The sequence below is a fragment of the Candidatus Koribacter versatilis Ellin345 genome, assembly GCF_000014005.1.
GTDB classification, from domain to species: domain Bacteria; phylum Acidobacteriota; class Terriglobia; order Terriglobales; family Acidobacteriaceae; genus Korobacter; species Korobacter versatilis_A.
In genome coordinates this window covers 3,565,842-3,587,854 of the sequence record NC_008009.1, presented here as the reverse complement: position 1 = coordinate 3,587,854, position 22,013 = coordinate 3,565,842, and the positions used below count along the sequence as shown (strand labels likewise).

The 22,013-nt window shown below is 57.3% G+C and carries 15 protein-coding genes; 6 read left to right on the top strand and 9 right to left on the bottom strand.

Annotated elements, in window-relative coordinates:
- Nucleotides 1-45: 45 nt before the first annotated feature.
- On the bottom strand, nt 46-3,171 hold the full coding sequence (locus ACID345_RS15585; protein WP_011523823.1) for a WD40/YVTN/BNR-like repeat-containing protein: 3,126 nt from the start codon (nt 3,169-3,171) through the stop codon (nt 46-48).
- Nucleotides 3,172-3,245: 74 nt separating this feature from the next.
- Nucleotides 3,246-4,046 (bottom strand): outer membrane lipoprotein-sorting protein, encoded by an 801-nt coding sequence (locus ACID345_RS15580; protein WP_041855768.1) that lies wholly within the window; start codon nt 4,044-4,046, stop codon nt 3,246-3,248.
- 367 nt (nt 4,047-4,413) lie between these two features.
- On the opposite strand from ACID345_RS15580, the gene ACID345_RS15575 reads away from it, so the two are divergent.
- The 6 genes from ACID345_RS15575 (at nt 4,414) to ACID345_RS25660 (ending at nt 14,300) form a co-directional block, all read left to right on the top strand.
- Complete coding sequence (locus tag ACID345_RS15575; protein ID WP_011523821.1) at nt 4,414-5,160, top strand: PilZ domain-containing protein; 747 nt, start codon at nt 4,414-4,416, stop codon at nt 5,158-5,160.
- A gap of 135 nt (nt 5,161-5,295) precedes the next feature.
- Complete coding sequence (locus ACID345_RS15570; RefSeq protein WP_011523820.1) at nt 5,296-6,864, top strand: hybrid sensor histidine kinase/response regulator; 1,569 nt, start codon at nt 5,296-5,298, stop codon at nt 6,862-6,864.
- A gap of 32 nt (nt 6,865-6,896) precedes the next feature.
- Nucleotides 6,897-8,243 (top strand): sigma-54-dependent transcriptional regulator, encoded by a 1,347-nt coding sequence (locus ACID345_RS15565; RefSeq protein WP_228370658.1) that lies wholly within the window; start codon nt 6,897-6,899, stop codon nt 8,241-8,243.
- An 86-nt stretch (nt 8,244-8,329) separates the two neighbouring features.
- The gene (locus ACID345_RS15560) at nt 8,330-9,718 is read left to right on the top strand and encodes an APC family permease (protein WP_011523818.1); all 1,389 of its coding nucleotides are present in this window, start codon (nt 8,330-8,332) and stop codon (nt 9,716-9,718) included.
- Nucleotides 9,719-9,803: 85 nt separating this feature from the next.
- Nucleotides 9,804-10,856 (top strand): 4Fe-4S binding protein, encoded by a 1,053-nt coding sequence (locus tag ACID345_RS15555; protein WP_011523817.1) that lies wholly within the window; start codon nt 9,804-9,806, stop codon nt 10,854-10,856.
- A 147-nt stretch (nt 10,857-11,003) separates the two neighbouring features.
- Nucleotides 11,004-14,300: a PAS domain S-box protein gene (locus ACID345_RS25660; protein WP_049761930.1), complete on the top strand. Its 3,297-nt coding sequence runs from the start codon at nt 11,004-11,006 to the stop codon at nt 14,298-14,300.
- Between the two features lie 4 nt (nt 14,301-14,304).
- Here the strand turns inward: ACID345_RS25660 and ACID345_RS15545 are convergent, their stop codons facing one another.
- From ACID345_RS15545 to ACID345_RS15510, 7 genes are all read right to left on the bottom strand, one after another.
- A complete protein-coding gene (locus ACID345_RS15545) occupies nt 14,305-15,240 on the bottom strand; it encodes an ion channel (RefSeq protein ID WP_011523815.1) in 936 nt (311 codons plus the stop codon).
- A 56-nt stretch (nt 15,241-15,296) separates the two neighbouring features.
- Nucleotides 15,297-15,902: a phosphoribosylglycinamide formyltransferase gene (gene purN / locus ACID345_RS15540; protein ID WP_041856795.1), complete on the bottom strand. Its 606-nt coding sequence runs from the start codon at nt 15,900-15,902 to the stop codon at nt 15,297-15,299.
- A 718-nt stretch (nt 15,903-16,620) separates the two neighbouring features.
- Nucleotides 16,621-17,658, bottom strand: coding sequence for a phosphoribosylformylglycinamidine cyclo-ligase (gene purM / locus ACID345_RS15530; protein WP_049761929.1), 1,038 nt, complete (start codon nt 17,656-17,658; stop codon nt 16,621-16,623).
- Between the two features lie 183 nt (nt 17,659-17,841).
- Nucleotides 17,842-19,038, bottom strand: coding sequence for a zinc-dependent alcohol dehydrogenase (locus tag ACID345_RS15525; protein ID WP_011523812.1), 1,197 nt, complete (start codon nt 19,036-19,038; stop codon nt 17,842-17,844).
- Nucleotides 19,039-19,057: 19 nt separating this feature from the next.
- Nucleotides 19,058-19,828: an SRPBCC family protein gene (locus ACID345_RS15520; protein ID WP_011523811.1), complete on the bottom strand. Its 771-nt coding sequence runs from the start codon at nt 19,826-19,828 to the stop codon at nt 19,058-19,060.
- A 78-nt stretch (nt 19,829-19,906) separates the two neighbouring features.
- On the bottom strand, nt 19,907-20,932 hold the full coding sequence (locus ACID345_RS15515) for a VWA domain-containing protein (protein WP_011523810.1): 1,026 nt from the start codon (nt 20,930-20,932) through the stop codon (nt 19,907-19,909).
- 4 nt (nt 20,933-20,936) lie between these two features.
- Entirely contained in the window at nt 20,937-21,878 is a 942-nt protein-coding gene (locus ACID345_RS15510; protein WP_011523809.1) for a metallophosphoesterase family protein, read from the bottom strand.
- Between the last annotated feature and the right edge of the window lie 135 nt (nt 21,879-22,013).

The following is a 22,013-nucleotide window of genomic DNA, read 5'->3' as shown; positions in this document are numbered from 1 at the left end:
CTTGGGAAGGCGATGGGGCTTTTGTGTTCCAGGGCATGTAACGATCTACTGCTGCTTACGCCAGTCGGCTTCTGACAGTGTTGTCAGCGATTGCAAACTCGCCTTCTGCAGGGCCGAATTCACCGTGTTTACGTCGCTCGAGTTCATCGCGTCGAACTTCTTCGCGACGGTCTCCAACTCAGTATTCAACGCGTTCATGCGGTCGATCTGCTGCTGTGTCGGCTTGCCTTCGTAGCCATTGACGCCGCCGTAAAGTTCACCGATGTACTCGTTAAGCTTGCGTTCACCGGTGATTGCGCCGCCTTCTTTCACGGCGAGCAACGAACTGCGGAAGTCCTCCACTTTCTTTTGCAGGTCGCTAAGTTGCTGTTTGAGAGCAGCATCCGAGGCCTTCGAAGCGCGGTCTTTTGCTTGATCGCGGACGTTGGTCATCGCAGCCACCAGGTACGCCAGCCGTTCCCTCATGCCGTAGAGCTTCAGAGCAGTCTGGCGCTGAAGGGCTCGGTCCTGAGGTGTGCTCTTGGCTCGCGGATCGGTGACCACCTTGATCGTCGAGGTCAGTACTTCCTTACCCTTGGTGACCTGCACCTTGTAAGTGCCTTCCGGATACGCCGGCCCGAAGAAAGCGAACGGTTGTTCCACCAGCGTTGCTGCAGGTGGCACTTTCGCTGGTGGCAGGCGCAGCGGCAGTTCGACGCGAACCACACCGCGACGTTTGTCACCCGCCGAAGTTCCGACGAGCTTGCCGGTGGAATCGAACAGCTCCACCTTCAGTTCGCCGAAGATGTGGCGCTTCTTTTGGTAATAGGTGACGATGGCCGAACTCGTGACTGGAACGCCGCGATAGTCGGCATCGCCTTCCGCGCGCTGTTCTTCCGAGGGAAGCGGCAGCACCGAAGGGCGTGACGGCAAAATCGCAATGTCTTTGTTGAGGATGTCGGTCGTCAGCGCGCGGATCGGTGTGACATCGTCAATCACGTACAACGAACGACCGTGGGTGGCGATGACCACATCGTTGTTGCGCGGGTGGATGAACACATCGCGCACCGGCACGCGGGGAATTTTGCCGTTGAACTCGGCCCAATTCGCGCCGCCGTCAATGCTGATGTACAGTCCGTTCTCCGTGCCCACCCACAACAGCTTCGGATTCACGAGGTCTTCACGGACCACGTGCGCGTAGAGCTTGAACTCGGGACTGTTGAGCTGCGTCCACGTCTTGCCGAAGTCCGTCGTCTTATAGACGTAGGTCTTCATGTCGCCCTTGGCGTGACCGTCAAAGGTTGCGTAGGCGGTGCCGGGGTCGAAGTGACCGGCTTCGATCGTCGAGACCCATGTGTTCGGCGGTAGTCCAGGAATGTTCTTGGCGACGTTGGTCCAACTCTTGCCGCCGTTCTGAGTGACCTGCACGTTTCCGTCGTCGGTTCCCGCCCACACAATCTGGGGGTTCTTCGGCGACTCGGAGATCGTGAAGATGGTTTCGTACTTTTCAGCGTCGGAGTTGTCCACGGTCAGGCCGCCGGACTCCGACTGCTTCAGCCATTCCGGATTGTTGGTTGTGAGATCAGGCGAGATCTTCTCCCACGAATCGCCATGATCGCGCGAGCGGAAGAGGAACTGGCAGCCGATGTAAAGCGCCTTCGAAGCAGCACCCACGTGGATCGGCGTGTTCCAGTTGCAACGATAGTCGGGATCACCGGCCTTTGGCAGCGGATAAACTTCCTTGATTTCGCCGGTAGTACGGCGCACGCGTAACATGCGTCCGCCCTGGTACTCGCTGTAGATCAGGTCGTTGTCGGTTGGATCGGCAAACGACCAGAAGCCGTCGCCATAACCGATGTTCTTCCAATGACGGTTGAAGACGCCGTCGGAATCGGTGTTCGGGCCCATCCACGTTCCGTTGTCCTGCAGGCCGCCGTACACGTTGTATGGTTCAGCCATATCGGCGCTCACGTGGTAGTACTGGCCGATCGGGAAGGAGTTCAGGAAGCGCCAGTGCGCACCGCGGTCGAGGCTCTCATAGCAGCCTCCGTCTGAGCAGGTGATGAGATGGTCGGAGTTGTTTGGGTTCACCCACAGCGCGTGATAGTCGCCGTGAACACCGCCTCCCGCCCCTTCGCTACCGATGCCGGAGAAGCTGCGACCGCCATCATCGCTCACCGTCAGTCCGAAACCCGGCTTATAGATGCGATCGCCATCGTTCGGATCGGAGACGAGCAATGAGAAATAGAACGGGCGTCCCACGATGTTGAAGCTGTCGTTCTGGTACGTCCACGTTGCTCCGCCATCATCAGAGCGATAGAGGGCCGTCTTTTTCGCTTCGACGACTGCCCAAACGCGACCCGGTTTTGCTGGAGTGGTTGCGATGGCGATACGTCCGAGATCGCCTTCCGGCAATCCGTTGGTCAGTTTCTTCCAGTTCGCGCCGCCGTCGGTGCTCTTAAAGATGCCGCCGGTCGAACCACCGGAATTAAAGCTGTAGGGATACCGCCGGTACGGCCAGAGCGAAGCGTAAAGCGTGTTGGGGTCGGTGGCATCGAACGCGACATCGCCGCATCCAGTCCGCTGATCGGCCTTCAGGATATTCATCCAGGTCTTGCCACCATCAGCGGTCTTGTACAAACCACGTTCGGTGTTGTCGTTCCACGCATGACCAAGAGCGCAGACATAAACGGTGTTGCCGTCCTTGGGGTGAATGAGTACGCGCGAGATGTGCTCGCTGTCTTTCAGGCCAACGTTGGTCCAGTTTTCTCCGCCATCGGTGGACTTGTACACGCCATCGCCGACCGAGACGCTGTTGCGCATCCAGCTTTCGCCGGTGCCGACCCACATCACTTTCGAATTTTGTGGATCAATCGCAATCGCGCCGATGGACGGACTGTTCATTTTGTCGAAGATCGGCTTGAACGTGACGCCACCATCTTCCGATTTGAAGATTCCACCAGCGGCACCGCCGACAAAGATCGTCAGGCGTTTGCCGGGAATCGCGGCCAACGCTGAGACACGGCCGCCCATGACGGCCGGGCCGATGGAGCGCGCGGTGTAGCCTGCGAAGGTGTCGTTGTCAATTTGAGTTTGAGTTGTTGCAGCAGGGGCGGCCTGCGACCACCCGGCAGCAACTAGGGAAAGTAGTACAGCGGGCAACACGATGAAACGCCTATTGAGGCTAAACATCAAAGGTCCTCGCTCACTATGAATTTTTATCTGGAAAGAAAAAGGAGCGGCTCGTGGCCGCTCCTGTCGGGAAGTTAATTTTTCGGTGTTTCGGATTTCGGAGCTTCGTCCGGCTTCTTGTCTGCCGGCTTCGGCTCTGCGGTGTCGGCGCCCTTCGTGGTGGTAGCGGTCTTCGGAGGCATCTTGAAGATTGAGGCGTCCACCGGCACGTTGTATTCCACCTTCTCAAGCGTGAGCTTCATCTTCTGGTCTGGATGATCGGCGTCGCTCATTTCCATCGAGAACGGGACCGGTAGCCCTTCAACCTCTTTGTAGTCGCCGATCACGCGCGTGTTCTTGTGCGGCGTACCACGAACCATGCGCTCGCTGTCCACACGGACCTCGAGGTTCGAATCGGTGTCGATGTACCAGGTCTGGATCGAGCCGTCCTTCAGCGTGACTTTCAGCTTGTAGACGTCGGTGCCCTCGAGCTTATCTTTGCCAAGGTATTCGACCTTATTGCCCTTCGCGGCGTAGTCCATCAGCGGGCCATCAAGGTCGGCGCTGTCGGCCATGTCGTCACGTTCATCGGCGGACATAAGGTCGGGATCTTTCTTTCCCATGAACGGCATGATCTGCCATGCTTCCTTGCCGTCGTAGGCCTGCACACCCGTCATGCCCTGGAAGGTGAACTCGTTCCGGATCATGTCTGGGCGTTGCTGCGTGGCGGTCATCGGAGCCTGCATACCGGGACCAATCTCGATCTTGCCGGTGGCCTTCATGGTTTTAATGGCCTTCATCTTGGCGGCGCCGCCGTGGGCTTCAATATTCTTGGCGATGATTTCATCAGCAGTCTGTGCATGCACAACTGGAGCAGCACAAACCAGGGCTAACATTGCAAAAGCTACTCTGCGTAGCATCGGATCTCCTCTGAGCGCAAGGTGCAGCGGTGAATACGGTGATGGAAATCGAACTGCAACATATTTCGGTGCCGGGTGCGTGTCAAACGTAATTGTCGCTGAAGCGAGTTCTCGAGTGCGCCGCGGCTCCGAAGTGATTTCTAAGACTACTACGGATAGAAAGTGGGAAAAGTTCAGAAATCGGAAGCTCTGTCTGAGAGCGGGACATTCCCTCCTTAGGGAATCCTTATCCTGCCGGATAAGCAGCTGATTTCACAGCCGGTTGGAGCTAAATCGAAATGGCACTCCGGCTGCAAATGAATTGACTGGGACGGGTGTGTCCACTTTGTTTTCGGGGTTGTGTATGGCTGGGGTTGTGCTGGAAGTTCTGTTCGTTCCGCTGAGAGCTGAGACGTTGTCGGTGATCCGTCGCGCTGCAGAAACGATGGACATCAATTTGCACCTCTGTGCGGACCCTCAGGAAGTCGAGCGCTTACTCTTTTGTCATCGCTACGACGGACTGATCGTGGAGCACGACGAGAGCACTGACAGCATTCTGCGCGCCTTACGACAGTCGCCGTCCAGTCGCGGTGCGATTGCGATTGATATCCACGACGAGGACATCAACCTTCAGACCGTCTTTAATCTCGGTGCAAACTTCGAACTGGTTTATCCCTTGAGCACTGATCGGGTACGGCGCACATTGCATCTCGCTGTCGGATTAATGATGCTGGGCCGCCGCCGCTACTACCGCCATCCAGTGCGTCTTCCGGCGACCATTACGACGGAAGGGCGCCAGTACTCCGCCACGGTGAGTAACGTGAGTGAGCAGGGTGTTGGAATATTTTGCGAAGAAACGCCACTCACATCGGGAACCCTGCAATGCTCGTTCGAATTGCCCGACCACACCGGGACTGTCGCCGTGAGCGCCACTGTGGTTTGGGCCGACAAAACCGGGCAGGCTGGATGCCGCATCGAGCAGTTCCTGCACGGACGCGATGAATTTGTGAATTGGATCTGTCGTCTCTTTCACCAGGAGACCACCGCTCCCGTGGTTGCTCCGGTGCATCTTGCTACGGGCCCGGAACTCTTTCCCGGGCGGCAACTCTAAAGCGGCGCGCAGACCGATGCGTATCCGCGGTGGGAGCAGCCCGTTCGCAGCGACACTCAATTTCTTGCCTAATTGACCACCCCGTTCGATACTCTCAAGGAATGTTGCAGCCCGTCCGCACGGACGGACGGACCTATGGCCGAATCCAGACCAACTCGTGACACGGTACCTCCGAGCGCCGGGAGCATCGATCCGTCATTGTATGAGGCGGTATTTCACAACTCGCTCGACGGCATCCTGATTGCCGACGACGATGCCCGTTACATTGACGTCAATGCAGCGGCCTGCGAAATCGTCGGCCGCACGCGGAAGGAACTCATCGGCGAGCGCGTCGGGACTTTCGTTGAACATCCCAGCGACGCGCAAGTTCTTTGGGAAAAGGCAAAGCAATCCGGGACCATCCGAGCGGAGATCGCGGTGCTTCGACCCGACGGACAGAAGCGGTATATCGAATTCACCGCCGTCGCGAATTTTGTTCCGGGTCGGCATCTCATCCTGGTTCGCGACTTCACTCACCGGCGCAATCTGGACGAACAGATTCGCAATGCTTCGAAGATGGAGGCGATCGGACGCCTGGCCGGCGGCGTCGCCCACGACTTCAACAATCTGTTGATGGTCATCACCAGCTATACCGAGTTGATGCTCGATTCCATGGCGGACTTCGATCCGCTACGGAAAAAGGCACAAGAGGTCTTGAAGGCTTCGGCTCGTGCGGCCAGCCTCACCCGCCAGCTTCTTGCATTCAGCCGCAAGCAGGTACTCGATCCTCAGTTCCAGGACTTCAATATTTTGCTTCGCGAGATGTCGAAGCTGCTTGGGCGGGTGCTCGGTGAAAACGTGGAAGTAAAGCTCGACCTGAGGGAAAACCTCGGCAGCGTCTATGCCGACCGCGGTCAGATCGAACAGATCATGATGCATCTCGCGGTGAACGCCCGAGACGTCATGCCCGAAGGCGGAAGGTTTACGGTCCGAACTGCTAACGTGGACTTCGACGGGTCCTACTCGCGCCTGCCGGGATCGCCTCCGCCGGGTGAATTCGTGATGATGTCCGTCGAAGATACAGGGAATGGCATGAGCCGCGACGTTCTCTCTCACCTCTTCGAACCGTTCTTCAGCACCAAGGCAATGGGGAAGGGGACTGGTTTGGGGCTCGCCGCTGTCTATGGCATCGTCAAGCAAAGTGGTGGTTTCATTTGGGTAGATAGCGAAGAAGGACATGGATCGCGTTTCAAGATGTACTTCCCGCGCGCCGTCCAGGGTAAAGAAGAGCAACTCGGCAGGCGTGCGTCGTTCATTCCAGAGACCCGTCCCGCCGTCGTATTGCTGGTTGAGGACGAAGAGGCGCTACGCGCGGCTGCCGGCGATTTCCTGGAGACCCGCGGCTACAAAATCATGACCGCCCGCGACGGCACGGAAGCGCTGAGTATGGCTTCCAAGTTCGCCGAACGCATTGATGTATTGATCACCGATCTCGTTATGCCCGGAATCAGCGGCAGGGTTCTGGCGCAGGAACTAGTTAAAATCCATCCCGAGACTAAGGTCATGTACATGTCGGGATACGACGACGAGACCGTTATGGTGAATGGGGAGATAGATTCCTCGAGCGCATTTCTAAGGAAGCCCTTCCGCATGGATGCACTCTCCGCTAAGATTCGTGAAGTTCTCGGCGAAGAGTCTCGCAGTAGCGGCAGCGGACCAACATAATCGTCAGACAAGGGGATGCTTTGCCCGACAGGGTGCTTTTGGTAGAAGACCAGGAGGCGCTGAGGCTCGCAGTGCGCGAGTACCTCACTGCCCGTGGCTTCGATGTAGTTGAGGCGGCCACTTGCGATCAGGCGCGCCGCGTCTTTGCCGACACCCATCCAACTGCTGCTGTCCTCGACTACCACTTGCCGGACGGTACGGCGCTCGATCTTTTGCCCGAGTTCAAACGCAGCGATCCGTTCGTGCCGCTGATCATCCTGACCGCATTCGGAAGTATCGATCTCGCGGTGGGCGCGATTAAAGCGGGCGCGGATCAGTTCCTCACCAAGCCAGTCGAACTGGCCGCCCTTACCGTCGTCATCCAGAGGGCGATTGAAGCCCGACGCGATCGCCAGAAGCAGCTCGCGGGACGACCGCGACAGGAGAGGGAAGCCGTCGATCCCTTTCTTGGATCAAGTGCGCAAATTCGAAAACTCGAAGAGCAAGCTCGACGCCTGCTCGAAGTAGATACCCCGGTGCTGATTCAAGGCGAGACGGGCGCAGGCAAAACGCTCCTCGCGCGCTGGATTCACGCCAACTCGCGTCGTTCCGATGAAGCCTTCGTTGACCTGAACTGCGCCGGTCTTTCGCGCGAGCTTCTCGAGACCGAATTATTCGGCCACGAGAAAGGCGCGTTCACCGGCGCCATCGCGAATAAGACCGGACTCTTCGAGGTCGCGCACCGCGGCACTGTTTTCCTCGACGAGATCGGCGATGTCGATCCGCAGATCCAACCTAAGCTCTTGAAGGTTTTGGAAGACAAGCAGTTTCGGCGTCTCGGCGATGTTCGCGATCGCAAAGTGGATGTGCGTCTTCTCGCTGCGACGCACCAGGAGCTTTCCGCTCTTGTCCGCGAGAGGAAGTTCCGCAGCGATCTTTACTTCCGCATCAGCACCATTCCACTGAATGTCCCCCCGTTGCGCGAACGCACGGAAGACATCCCGGTTCTTGCCGAAAAACTCTTGCAGACCTCGACCGCGGAACTCGGCAAGTCAGGTTTCACCTTGAAAGGAGACGCCATGGATGCCATGCAGCGTTATGCGTGGCCGGGGAACATCCGCGAACTGAAGAACGTGATCGAACGAGCCGTGCTCCTGAGCGGCTCGCGGGAACTCTCTCGCCGCGATCTCATGTTCGAGCCGCAAGCGGAAGGTTTCGAGGGCTGGACGACCGAAGGCAGCCTGACCCTCGAACAGCTCGAGCGCAAATATATCGAGTGGACGCTCCAGCAGAGCGGCGGAAAAGTTGTCGAAGCCGCCAAGCGACTTGATATTCCAAAGAGCACGCTCTACCAGAAGCTGAAACAGTTCAAGATCGAAGGCGGAAGTGCAGAAGAGTAATCGCCCTCCATCTCTTCTTTTGTTTAAAACGTTTCAATGCTAGAGTGAGTTCGTTCTGTATACTCGGACGCCATAGGACTCATATTGTGGAAGAATCCCGCGCAGTCACCGCTACGAATCCGCAGGCAAACACGCTCAAACGGTCGTTAGGACTTTGGGACCTGATCCTTTACGGAATTATCGTCATCCAGCCGACCGCTCCCATGCCGGCGTTCGGCGTTTTCAGCAACGGCGGTAAAGGGCATGTCGTCACCTCGATTCTCATTGCGATGATCGCGATGGTCTTCACCGCCATGAGTTACGGGCGCATGGCGCGCGTGTACCCCAGCGCGGGTTCGGCGTACACCTACGTAGGCCGCGAATTGCATCCGGCATTGGGTTATGTGACGGGCTGGAGCATGACCATGGACTACATGCTCAACCCGCTGATCTGTACCATTTGGTGCGCGCACACGATGGCTGACATGATCCCCGGCATCCCGCTGGGATGGGTGTTATGGACGTTTTTTTTCGCCATCCTGTTTACCGGGCTGAACCTGCGCGGCATTCAAACTTCGGCGCGGATCAATCAGATCCTGTGCGCGATCATGGCGGTGGTGATCGCGGCGTTCTTCGTCGCCACGGTGCGCTACATTTTTCACCTTGGGTCTTATCCTTCGGGATATTTCACCCATCCATTTTTTAACCCTGACACGTTTTCGGTGAAGACCGTCTTCCATGGCACCTCACTTGCGGTGCTCACGTATATCGGGTTCGACGGAATTTCGACTCTATCGGAAGAGGTGGAGAACCCGCGTCGCAACATCTTCCTTGCGACGGTGCTGGTATGCGTTATCACCGGCGCCCTGGCAGCAGCCGAGGTCTACGGGGCACAACTTCTCCGCTATGACTGGCATTTCGAAGCGTCCGAGGAGATCACGGCGTTCGCGCACGTGGCCGCGATTGCGGGTGGGGCGAAGCTGGCAAACGCGATTGGCATCACCCTGCTGATTGCGACGATCGGTTCTGGCATGGGCGCACAACTTGGGGCCGCACGCCTGCTTTATGGCATGGGTCGAAGCGAAGCATTACCCAAGAAATTTTTCGGGGCCATTCACCCTAAGACGCGTATCCCGGCCAACAATGTTCTGTTGGTGGGCGGCATCGCGCTTGTCGGCGCGTTCCTGATGAACTACGACCGCGGTGCCGAACTGCTTAACTTCGGTGCGTTGCTGGCGTTCATGGGTGTGAACCTCGCGGCATTGACCCACTACTTCCTTCGGGACACTGCCGAGCCATTCTTGAAGCGCTTCGTTGTGCATTTCCTTCCTTCGGCGCTTGGTTTCGTGATCTGCCTTGCGATCTGGCTGAACTTGACCCACAAGGCATTACTGCTGGGTGCCGTTTGGATGGTGGTGGGAATTGCTTACGGAGCGGTTCGTACCAAGTTCTTTCGAGCCGAACTGGTCAATTTCGACATTCCTTCCGAAGAGTAGCGGCATGTTCCACAAACGTGGACTCTCGCGCTGAAATGTGACCGATGTCATAGGGGACTCGTTGCGAGGCCCGTAGCCTCGAGCCATGGCAGCTCAGGCCCAATTTCCGATTCCCCCGTCAGCGAAGAAGAAGCTCGTCCGTCGTGTCGGCAAGGACCACTCGCAGTTGGTCCGCCGTGCGGTGCAATACAGCTTCTTCGCGCTGAACCTCTGGATTGGGTTCCAGTTCTACGGCTTCGTTCGCTACTGCGAAACCGGTGGCGCAACCACCAAGTTCTCCCGCCCAGCCGGAGTCGAGGGCTGGCTCCCGATCGCCAGCCTGATGAACCTCAAGTATTTCCTGATTACAGGCCACATGCCGAAAGCGTTGGTCGCCGGAATGCTCCTGCTAAGCGCATTTCTCGGCATTTCATTGCTCTTGAAGAAGTCGTTCTGTAGCTGGCTTTGCCCGGTCGGCACAATTTCCGAGTGGCTCTGGAAGCTCGGTCGCAAGCTGATTGGCCGCAGTGTCGCATTGCCGCGCGGGCTCGATATCCCACTTCGTGGCCTTAAGTACTTGCTCATGAGCTTCTTCCTTTTTGCAGTGGGAACCATGTCAGCCGGAGCAATCGAGCAATTTCTGAGCGGACCCTATGGCGCGGTGGCCGACGTCCAGATGCTGAACTTCTTCCGTCATCTCGGCCAGACTGCCGCAGCTGTGCTCGTTGTGCTTGTAGCGTTATCGCTTTTCATTCAGAACTTCTGGTGCCGCTATCTCTGCCCTTATGGAGCGTTGATGGGAGTCGTCGCGCTCGCAAGTCCGAGCAAAATCGAGCGCTTTCCCGATCCCTGCATTGATTGTGGAAAGTGCAGCAAAGCCTGCCCCTCGCTTTTGCCCGTGGATCAGCTTGTAACCATCCGTTCTCCTGAATGCACTGCCTGCATGGAGTGTGTTGCAGTTTGCCCGGCGGAGGGCGCTTTGGCCTTCACGCTGCCGCACCGCAGAACGCTGAAACCCGTTGCCATAGCAGCGCTCATCGCCGCCTTCTTTTTCGGCGCGGTGCTATACGGAAAAGCCACCGGACATTGGCGCCCAAACGTTTCACAAGAGACGTACATGGAGCTTATCGGGCACGCCGAAGCGGCGATCCACCCTTAGGGCAAAAGGACGTGTTTGCCGTTACTAGTGGGTCACCTCTGTCAAGTGACTCTTGTACCGTTTTGCAACCTGCCAATTGTTTGCAACCGATTGGCGTTCCGGCGTATTGTGCGTACTAGCGCTGACAACTCCTCGTCTACAGAGAACATGGCGGATCATAAGGATTTCCGGCAGAGCTTAGTCGCAAATGGGGCTGCCGAGACCTCCCTTGGCGACGAGCGCCTTCGCACGTTTTTCGAGAACTCTCCCGAAGCGATCGCGATCCTCCACTCCGACCTCACGATTGAGCGCGTAAACCTTGAGTTCACAAGAACCTTCGGCTACCAGGCCGATGAAGTCGTCGGCGTTGATATTCGAAGACTTCTTTGCGAGGAAGGCTCCACCGCTACCGACTACGCCTTTTTCGAGCGAGCCTTGGCCGGCGAGACCCTCAGCCTGGAGGCAACTCGCAAGCGCAAAGACGGCACCACTCTTGAGGTTTCCGTCCTTGTGCGGCCGATTACGACGGAAGACGGCCGCCTCGGTCTCTACAGTATTTACCGCGAAATTACGCAACAGAAGCAGATGGAGCGCCTCCAGTCCGCGCTCTACCGGATCGCCGACAAGGCCAACTCCGCTCTTGATCTCCAGGAACTCTACAAGGCGATCCACAGCATTCTGCAGGAGTTGATGTACGCCAAGAATTGCTACATCGCTCTGCACGATCCCGTAACGGATATGGTCAGCTTCCCGTATTTCGTGGATGAGAAGGACCCGCCGTTCCCGCCGCACCGGTTTGGTAAAGGCCTTACTGAGTACGTGCTTCGTATGGGGAAGGCGCTCCTCGCTACACCGGACTCGTTAGAAGAACTCGTTCGTCGCGGAGATCTGGAGCGCGCAGGATCGCCCTCTCTCGACTGGATGGGAGTTCCACTTAAAAAGGGCGACCACACTTTCGGGACCCTGGTGGTGCAGTCCTACCGCGAAAACGTGCGGTACGGAGAACACGAGAAGGAGATTCTCACCTTCGTATCGCAGCAGATTGCGAACGCCGTCGAACACCGCCGCAACCAGGAAGCGGTCCGCGAGAGCGAAAATAAGTTTCGCGGACTTGCGGAAACCGCCGTCCAGGCGATCTTCATCTACGACGGCGCGCGCTTCCTTTATGTGAATGCCGCTACAGAAGCCATTTTCGGATACTCGCGCCGCGAGTTGCTCGCTATGGAAGATGCGTGGTCGCTCGTAGATCCCGAATCGCGCAACTGGACGCGACAGCGCCTTCTACAACAGCTCAACGGCTCGGCAGAACCTACCCGCTTCGAGTTCAAAATCACGACTCGCTCCAACGAAGAACGGTGGCTCGACTTCAGTTCGAACCGCATTGAATTCGAACGCCGTGCCGCCATTGTCGCCACGGCGGTGGACATTACCCAACGCAAAAAAGCCGAGCAGCTTCAGTCGGCTCTGTACCGCATCGCAGAAGAGACCAGCGAAGCGCGCGATCTCGACGAGTTCTACCGTTTCATTCACCGCGTCGTCGCCGGCCTGATGCATGCCGAGAATTTCTATATCGCGCTCTTTGACGATAAGAGCGAGATGCTGAGCTTCCCCTATTTCGTGGACGAAGAGGACGAACGTCCAGAAAAGAAGACGTTAGGGAAAGGTCTCACGGAATACGTTCTGCGTACTGGCCAGCCGCTGCTCGCTACTCCAGCGGTGTTCGAGGACCTGATCGCACGTGGCGAAGTCGAAGCCATCGGCGCACCGTCTCTCGACTGGCTTGGCGTCCCGCTGATCATCAGTGACAAAGTCATCGGCGTGCTTGTCGTGCAGACCTATCGTGAGAACATTCGCTACCGTCAGACCGAAAAAGACATTCTCACCTTCGTCTCGCAGCACGTAGCCGCTGCCATCGAGCACAAGCGCAGCGAAGATCAACTACGCTCTTCAGAACAACGCTACCGCTCTCTGGTGCAAAGCGCTGTCTACGGCATTTATCGTTCGACGGTGGACGGCCACTTCATCGCAGTCAACCCGGCACTCATCGCAATGCTCGGATACCAGACAGAAGACGAGATGCTCTCGCTGAACATCGCAAGGGACGTTTACCTCGATTCCTCAGACCGCGAAAACTTCGTCGCTGAATTCATGAGCCTGAAGCGCTGGGAAGGCGTTGAGGTGAAGTGGAAGCGCAAGGATGGCAAATCCATTACCGTGCGCTTGAGCGGCCGTCTAGTCAGTGATGAAGCCGGCGAGGCCGGCTATGTCGAGGGCATTGTCGAGGACGTCACCGAGCGCCGGATGCTCGAGCAGCAACTGCGGCAATCGCAGAAAATGGAAGCTGTCGGACGCTTGGCTGGCGGCGTCGCGCACGACTTCAATAATCTTTTGACCGTCATTCGCGGATACACCGAGATTCTGCTCAGCGACCTGCCGCCGGGTGACGTTCGCCGAGCGGAACTCGAAGAGATCATGAAGGCAAGCGATCGCGCCGGCTCGCTGACCCGCCAGTTGCTCGCGTTCAGCCGCCAACAGGTACTCGCGCCGAAAGTTCTTAATCTGAACACGATCGTGCAGAACATGCACAACCTCTTGCGGCGCCTGCTCGGCGAAGATATCGATCTCCAGACCGTACTCGATCCCGAAATCGGCCACGTGAAAGCCGACCCAAGTCAGATCGAGCAAGTCTTGATGAACCTCGCCGTCAATGCGCGCGACGCCATGCCAATGGGCGGGCGCCTGACAATCGAAACCACGAACGTAGAGCTCACCGAAAATTGGAGCCGCGACATCATCAGCGCCAAACCCGGTCCCTACGTCATGATCGCCATGACCGACTCGGGCGCCGGTATGGACGAGGCGACCAAAGCCCGCGTCTTCGAACCGTTCTTCACAACCAAAGAGCAGGGCAAGGGAACTGGCCTTGGTCTCTCTACGGCGTACGGCATTGTGAAGCAGAGCGATGGTTACATCTCTGTGTACAGCGAAGTCGGCATCGGTTCGACCTTCAAGGTCTATCTCCCGCGCATGGACACAGTTCGCGACACCAGCAACGCCGCAGGGCCGATTCCCGCGAACGATCGCGGAAGCGAAACCGTGCTGTTGGTAGAAGACGAAGAAGGCGTCCGCAAGTTGGTGCGTGGAATTCTCAGCCGCCAGGGTTATCACGTGCTTGAAGCGACCAGTGGCGAAGAAGCGCTGGAGATCGTGCGCGAATCTACGCAGAAAATCGACATGCTGCTAAGTGACGTGGTTCTGGTCGGCATGAGCGGTCGCGAACTCTCCGAGCGCCTGCGCATCCAGATGCCCTCACTGAAGGTCATCTACATGTCGGGATACACCGACGACGCCATCGTCCGCCACGGCGTGCTGACCGAAAGCGCAGAGTTCCTGCAAAAGCCGTTCACTAGCGACAGCCTGCTTCGCAAAGTGCGTGCCGTGCTGCAGAAGCGCCAACTGCAGTAGTCAGCTAGCTGCGCAGTTTCTCAACCGCGTCCAATTTCTCCGGATCGAAGCTGAGCTCGCCCTTCTCTTCGACAAACATGTTGGAGAACCGGGCATCCCAAATCACCTCGCTAGCAGAGTAGGAGGTGCGGCTGTGAACGATCGTAGCGAAGACCTCGTCGGTCGCCGTCAACAGGATGAGAAACTCTGACTCCGCTTCGCGCAGCTTCGCGTCGGTCCAGCCCCACAGGGGACTTTGTTCATCAATCGGATGCACGACCGTCCAACTCAGCGGAAAGAAAATAACAATCGCCCGCTCCAATTCCAGGTTGTGAAACACACGCTGACGGCGGCCATCGCGATCTTCAAAGCGACTAAGTATGACCTTGGCGTTTACCTCGATCAACTCATTCTGACGCGCATTGACCAGTCGGAACATGAAGCCGGTAAGCCCGCGATAAGGAGCGATGACTGCATTCTTGCTATACGCAATCTTCGCCGTAGGGCGCGCAAATCGCGCATACACGAGGCCGGCTACCAATCCAACGCTGAGCAGTCCGAAGATCGCCTCGATTGTTACCAAAAAGTTCGTGAGCAGTGTTGCCGGCGTAATGTTGCCGTAGCCGATCGTCGCAAACGTATCAATGCTGAAGAAGAAGCAGCGCAGGAATCCATGCAACGATTGATCGCCCGACAGGGCCGCGGGTCCGGCGAAGTAATAGGCCAACGCGAATGGAACGTTGATCGCGAAGTATGCGATCCCGATCAGCAGGAAAAACCGCGGCCAGCTCATCGTCACCAGCGAGTGATAGCTGCCGAGTTTTTCCCAGAGTGTCGGCGGAAATCGCTTAACGTTGAACGATCCGTCTCGGTTCAGCAGGCGAAGCTGTTGCTGCTTTGAAAGTACGGTGCCGAATCCTAGGTCCTGGGACTCTTTTTGTGGGTCGAAGACACGTGCCAATCGCGATTACCTCGTTTGGACTTCGATTCAATCGGGCCTGAATTGGATTCAACCGGCTATTGCGCGGTGGCGACTACGCGCCTTCCCACAACCTTGAAGCTGTCTGAAAGCACGATGCGCACCGCCTCGCTATACGCAATGTGCTCCTGCTCCAAAATGCGCGCCGCCAGCGTGTGATCGTCATCGTTATCCAGCACCGGTACGACTTTCTGCACGATGATGTCGCCGTGGTCGAGGTGCTCATCCACAAAGTGCACCGTGCACCCGCTGACCTTCACGCCGTAGTCGAACGCCTGCTTGGATGCCTCGAGTCCGGGGAACGCGGGCAGCAGCGAAGGATGAATATTCAGGATGCGTCGCGGAAACTGCTGTACGAACCACGGCGACAGCAGCCGCATATACCCGGCCAGACAGATGAGATCAACGCCATGGTCCTGCAGCGCCTTTACAACTCGCCGATCGTGTTCTTCGCGAGGGACGCCCTTTGACGGAATGACCAGCGCATTCAAGCCGCGTCGCTTCGCCGACTCAATTCCCCCCGCATCGGCGCGGTTGGAGATGACGACGGAAATCTGTGCCGGGATTTTTCCGGCGGCAACATTGTCCGCAATAGCTTCGAAATTGGAGCCGCGCCCAGAGAGCAGGATGCCGAGGTTCTTCACGCGGTTATTGTAAATGGGACAAAATCCTGACAAGCTCTTCGGGATGAGGACGTGAGCGTGAGAGTGGACCTTCAACACCGTCCAACCCAAGCGAATTCTGTCGAGCGGAAGGGCAGCTTCTTGCCGATCTTCGTGTTATTTGGGCTCTTAATCGGTTTCGAAAGCTTCACGGCGCAAGCGAAATCCGCAACACTATTCGCGAACTATCCTTTTTTGCCTTGGCTCGCATTCTTAGCCGCGCTCGGGGTTCTCATCTGGACCGTCGATCGGTGGGCGAGAATCCTGCCAGTTGCAGCCTTCGCCTGCGTTATTCCTTATCTCGGAACCCTTTTGAGTGAGCATGTTTATATGAACCCTACCGTTCGGATTTCCCGCGCAGAGTCAGTTCAGGGCATCTTTTTTGCCCTCGCAGCGGGAGTCATCTCACTTGCAATCCAAAAGCAGCCTCTAAATGCGGTTCGACGCGTTACCGCAGTCTTATTCGCGAACACATTCTTGTTTGCGGTCTTCGTGGGTACAAGACACTCTCTCGTGCAATTTCGGGCTGAAATCCTAGCTGTGGGCATTCTCGTTGCAGGTTGGATCGTGAACCATTTCCTTACAAGGGGAACTGAGCTGAAAGCGCATACTGTCCGCAGAGGCGGGCTCGTGTAGGCCACACACACGAAACCCACCTCTTACGAGGTGGGCTATTTTCTTGCGTGCCTTCGGGACTCAATTACGAGTAGCTGACTTTTCGGTCGCCCTTCACAATGCGCCCGATCGTATAGCCCTTCTCCCCAGCGCGCTCCAGCACTGTCTGTACCTTCTTGAACTTCTTCGCCGGAATCACCAGCACCATCCCGATACCCATGTTGAAGGTGCGGAGCATCTCGTCCTGGCTGATATTCCCGAGCTGCTGCATGTGGGTAAAGATCGGCAGCACCGGCCACGATCCCAGTTCCACCACCGCGCCCGTGCCCTTGGGCAGCACGCGCGGCAGGTTCTCGGTAATGCCGCCGCCTGTAATGTGTGCCATCGCGCTTACGCACTCCGCCTCCACCAGCCGACGGACCGCAGGCCAGTAGCTCTTGTGCGTCTTCATCAGCTCGTTGCCGACCTTGCCTTTAATCGCATTTACATACGTTTCGGGCGAGTATCCGGCGATGGAGAAGAGCAGTTTCCGGGCGAGCGAATATCCGTTCGTATGCAGCCCATTCGACGGCAGCCCGACCAGCACATCTCCCGGCACAACCTCTTTGCCAGTGATGACCTTATCGCGTTCGACCACTCCCACGATGAATCCAGCGAGATCGTATTCGCCGTCGGGATAGAAGCCCGGCATCTCGGCCGTCTCGCCGCCGATCAGCGCGCAGCCATTGTGCTTGCAAGCATCCGCGAGCCCGGTAACGATCCTCTCCGCAATGTCCGGATCCAGTTTGCCGGTTGCCAGGTAGTCCATGAAGAACATCGGCGCCGCGCCCTGCACCGCGATGTCGTTCACGCAATGGTTGACCAGGTCCGCACCAATCGTGTGGTGAAGGTTCATTTCGAATGCGATTTTCAGCTTCGTGCCTACGCCGTCCACGCTCGAAACGAGCACCGGGTCCAGGTACTTCTTTTTATCGATCTGGAAAAGGCCGCCAAAGCCGCCAATCTCGCTCAGGACGCTCTTGGTGAACGTCTTGTGCGCCAAATACTTAATGCGCTGCTTGGTGCGGTTGGCTTTTTCAATATCAACGCCGGCGTCGGCGTACGTAACGGGCTTGGTATCCATGTCGGCTTGAGTCAACGGCGTAAGACCTTGTTTCCTTGAGACTTCGGGTGTTTTCCGGAAGAAGCCCTATTGTAGCATTTCGTGATTTCGCAGTTCCGCCGGTCTCTAACCGGTTTGTAAAAGGAAACGCCCCGACTGCGACCACGATTCATGGCCGCGCCGGGGCGCGTTCTGCTGGGTCAGTTACGCCGCGATATTTTCCGCCCACGGGTCGATCACGATCTTCGTCACATGGTCCTGTTTCTTAAGCCACACGTCGTACATCTCTGGTACCTGATCAATCGTGACCCGATGCGAAATGATGAAACTGGGGTCAATATCGCCCTTCTCGATGTGTTCGAGCAGCGGCTTCATGTACTTCATCATGTGTGTCTGGCCGGTCTTCATGGTCAGCGCCTTGTTCATGAACGCACCCATCGGAATCTTATCCACGAAACCACCGTAGACGCCGGGAACGGAAACGACTCCGCCCTTCCGGCACGCTTGGATCGCCTGCCGCAGTGCCAGCGGACGATCTGTCTCGACCTTCATCACCTGCTTCACCTCATCGGCGAGGGCGTCGATCGAAACGCCATGGGCCTCCATGCCGACAGCATCAATGCAGGCATCAGGTCCGCGACCGCCAGTCAGTTCCTTCAGAACTTCGATCAGGTCAGGAATCTCCGAGTAGTTCAGTGTCTCTGCTCCGGCCTGTTCCGCCAGGTACAGACGCTCCGGGAAGCGATCGATCGCGATCACCTGTTCTGCGCCCAGCAAAAACGCGCTCTTGATCGCAAACAGTCCCACCGGACCGCAGCCCCACACCGCCACCGTTTGTCCTTTGCCGGGTTGGATGTCGCAGTTCTCCGCGGCCATGTATCCAGTAGGGAAGACATCGGACAAGAACAGCACTTGATCATCCGTCAGATCACTTTCGATCTTCAATGGCCCGATATCTGCGAATGGTACGCGCACGTACTGCGCCTGGCCGCCTGCGTAGCCGCCAGTCATGTGCGAATAACCGAACAATCCCGACGGCGAATATCCCATCAGCGCTTCTGCAATGTACGCATTCGGATTGGTGTTATCGCACGACGACCAAAGCTGCTGTCGGCAAAAGAAACAATTGCCGCAGGCGATGGTGAAGGGAATCACCACACGGTCTCCAACTTTCAGCTTCTTCACCTGCGGCCCAATCTCCACCACTTCGCCCATGAACTCATGCCCCACAATATCGCCCGCTTCCATCGTTGGGATAAGGCCGTTGTAAAGGTGCAAGTCCGAGCCGCAAATCGCGGTGCGCGTAACTTTAATGATGCAATCGCGAGGGTTCAAAATCTTCGGGTCGTCCACCGTCTCGACCCGCATGTCATGACGTCCATTCCAGCAAACTGCTTTCATCTCATCTCTCCTGAAGTGGCTATGCCAGCTGTTCTGCGGGCTGTCGGATCGCTTTCACGTTCGTCGCGGAGCGCTTATGTCCCGGGTACGCTACCCGCGCAGCTTTCACGAACGCGGAGCGCTTCCCATGCGGCTGGCCTTCGATGGTTGGAATTTCCCCGGCTTCCATCAGCGCCTTGAAGGCCCTCAGGTCCTCGCGCACCTGTTGCTCCGGATTGCGTCCGAATAGCTGGGCAAACTTCGCGCCGAGAATTCCGGCTGGCGGCGCATAGTCAATCGCAGCCGAAATCTCCGTGCCCTCCCCGTTCAGGACGGAAAAGAATTGCACCGATCCGCGGTTCTCAATATCTGCACCTTCCACGGATCGCCACACGATGAATTCATTCTCGCGTTCATCAATGATCTCTGCGTCCCACTCGAACTTCAGTCCCATCGGTCCTAGCGCTGTCCAATGCGAACGCCGGTCATCTCGGACCTCCACGTTCTCGAGGTGCGTCATGATGTTTGGCAGGTTCTGGAAATTGCGCCAGTACGCGTACACCTCTGCCACAGGTTTCATGATGGTGAAGGAGCGTTGCACGTGCACGTTCTGCGACGCACGTCTTCCATTGGTTGCAGCGCGATAAATGAGGTAGCCGCCGGCTGCCGCCATCGTAGCCCCGGCCAATGATTTGCGGCTGATGCCGAATGCGGTTAAAGCGCCGCCTCCGACGATCGAGGCCCAGGGCTCGATCCGCCGCAGGCGCGAGTTGAAGCCATCAGCTTGAGTTCGGGAGTTCCGGTTGTCCATTTGCTTGTCGCCTCGTGGGGATTTCCTTGTGGGATGCGAGGCATTCAAAACGAGTTTGGTCGTCAGAGCTGGAACGCTCTAAGGTTGGGGATTTCCGCTGGTCGCGCCTTCCGCCCAGTAACTCTCCCTCGCTAACACAGCGGCTTTACCGGGGTCTCTCAGTCTCACGGTCAGGTGATGCAACCCCGGATGCGGCTTGCTTGGCGCGAAGCTCAACACGTAACGCGAGTACAGGTGGTTCGAGAACGCGTTCATATCGCGGTCGAAGTTCTTGCTCGTCGCGAACTGCGTGTACTCTCCTCCGGTCATTGCCGTAATCGTCTTCGCTGCGTTCTTGCGCATGCCTTCGGCCGCCAGTATCAGCGGCGCCAGCAGGTCCGGACCCTCGTGCACTTCGCTCTGCTCCGGATGCAGGTCGGGATTGTTTGTCCCCCGCAGCGTGTCGAGCACATTCGACTTCGACGGCGAGAACGTGAGCGCGTAGATCACGATGTTGCTCGTTCCCAATTCGCGTAGCAGGTCCTCAGGCTTCTTCGTGCTGCCGTGGTCGCGCGTCTCGCCGATCAGCAGAAGCACGCGCTGGCTATTTTTAGGCGTCGCATTCAGCAACTTCACGCCGAAGTGCACCGCATCCACAATCGCGGCTCCGCCGTTTCCCGGTTCCAACTGGCCGAGCCGTTTTTCGAAAACGTTGGAATCACTCGTGAAGTCCTGGAAAAGCGTTGCATCCTGATCGAAAGTCACCATCGCGACCCGGGCGTGTCCCGCATCCATCAGCGGCGACAGCATGGAACGCAATCCTTTGACGCGCGGCAACTCGTAATCGGCGCGGCGTCCAAGCTGCAGAACTACGACAATCGAGACCGGCTGCTCTTCTGACGCTTCATCCAGGTGCACCGTCTGCGGCACCCCATCGTCTTCAATGATGAAGTCTTTCTCCGCCAGTCCATAGACAGCATTGCGCTCAGCATCGCGCACCAGCGTCGGCACAATCACCACGTTCGATTGCGCGCGAAACACCGGCTCCTGCGCCCCGGTGGCAACAACGCACACGAACGCCAGCGACACTGCGATGACCCTGGAACGCATTTTTAATGGACTCATTCGATTACTTGTAGGTGAGCGCGAAATTGTCGCCCTTCTCCCACCCAAACTTGCCGGGATCGCCCGTCAGCTTGTACATCTCGAAGTTCAGCTTCCCTGGTTCCATCGTGATCAGGCAGTAGTGATAGGTCGGTCCAGTGCCCTGGTAGAAATCTGTCGGCAGACGATGCGGCATATAGGGTTGCGCGCCACCCCCTCCGCTCACGATGTACATCACATCGCCGTGGAGGTAGCGCTCGTAGTTGTGGTTGTGTCCCGCGATCACGAGAAAACGCGCTCGCGTTTTCCTTTGCCGCTCTTCCAAATATGCCGCCATTGCCTTCTCTTCGTGGCGCGCTTCATGGCCATAGCTCGCCATGCCGAAATGTGTGTACGGCGGATGATGCAGGTCGAATATGACAAACTCCACATCCGCCGGAATTCCCTTGGTCAGCACCCTCTCCAGCCACTCGCGCTGCGGCGACTTCAACTCGCCCAACTCGCTGTCGAGCGTGATGATCAACACGTTTCCGGCCTTCACCGTGTAAAACCGGCTGCTGTTCAGGTAAGGGAAGCGCTTGAAGTAGTTCGCCAAGGCGGTGTTTGCATCGCCATGCATCTCGTGGTTCCCAATTGCCGGATACACTGCCGCATGTGCGTCCGCGATTGGCGTCATTTCTTTGTCGTACTCCGACCAGTCGGCCCCGTTGCTGCCATTCAGCACAAGGTCGCCACCGATCAGAACGAACTTCGGGTTCTGTTTGGCGATCGCCTCAATAATCGCTTTGCGACGGTCTGGATCGGTGTCGCCATGGTTATGCGGATCGGTCATCCGCATGTCGCCATACGCCACAAACTTAAACGGCAGTGGGCCCGGATCGAAATTCAGGGCTGCAGGTTGGTCCGCGCCGAATGAGACAAAACTGCTGCAGAGAAAGACTGTTAACAATACGAGTCGTATTTTCATGCGCCTTTCATTATTAAAACACGCATACTCAGGCGCCTTCAGCCACCTTTGTGACAGGCATCACTGGCGGGCGTGACCATTCGGAGAGACACTGCAGAGAGCTCAAAACTACACTATCTCTTCATACCTAATACT

Excerpts from the sequence above, each read along its gene's own strand:
- ACID345_RS15525 (WP_011523812.1), bottom strand. The coding sequence starts at position 19,038 with ATGAAAGCAGTTTGCTGGAATGGACGTCATGACATGCGGGTCGAGACG.
- ACID345_RS15555 (WP_011523817.1), top strand. The coding sequence starts at position 9,804 with ATGGCAGCTCAGGCCCAATTTCCGATTCCCCCGTCAGCGAAGAAGAAG.
- ACID345_RS15520 (WP_011523811.1), bottom strand. The coding sequence starts at position 19,828 with ATGGACAACCGGAACTCCCGAACTCAAGCTGATGGCTTCAACTCGCGC.
- ACID345_RS15570 (WP_011523820.1), top strand. The coding sequence starts at position 5,296 with ATGGCCGAATCCAGACCAACTCGTGACACGGTACCTCCGAGCGCCGGG.
- ACID345_RS15510 (WP_011523809.1), bottom strand. The coding sequence starts at position 21,878 with ATGAAAATACGACTCGTATTGTTAACAGTCTTTCTCTGCAGCAGTTTT.
- purM (WP_049761929.1), bottom strand. The coding sequence starts at position 17,658 with ATGGATACCAAGCCCGTTACGTACGCCGACGCCGGCGTTGATATTGAA.
- ACID345_RS25660 (WP_049761930.1), top strand. The coding sequence starts at position 11,004 with ATGGCGGATCATAAGGATTTCCGGCAGAGCTTAGTCGCAAATGGGGCT.
- ACID345_RS15575 (WP_011523821.1), top strand. The coding sequence starts at position 4,414 with ATGGCTGGGGTTGTGCTGGAAGTTCTGTTCGTTCCGCTGAGAGCTGAG.
- ACID345_RS15515 (WP_011523810.1), bottom strand. The coding sequence starts at position 20,932 with ATGAGTCCATTAAAAATGCGTTCCAGGGTCATCGCAGTGTCGCTGGCG.
- ACID345_RS15585 (WP_011523823.1), bottom strand. The coding sequence starts at position 3,171 with ATGTTTAGCCTCAATAGGCGTTTCATCGTGTTGCCCGCTGTACTACTT.
- ACID345_RS15580 (WP_041855768.1), bottom strand. The coding sequence starts at position 4,046 with ATGTTAGCCCTGGTTTGTGCTGCTCCAGTTGTGCATGCACAGACTGCT.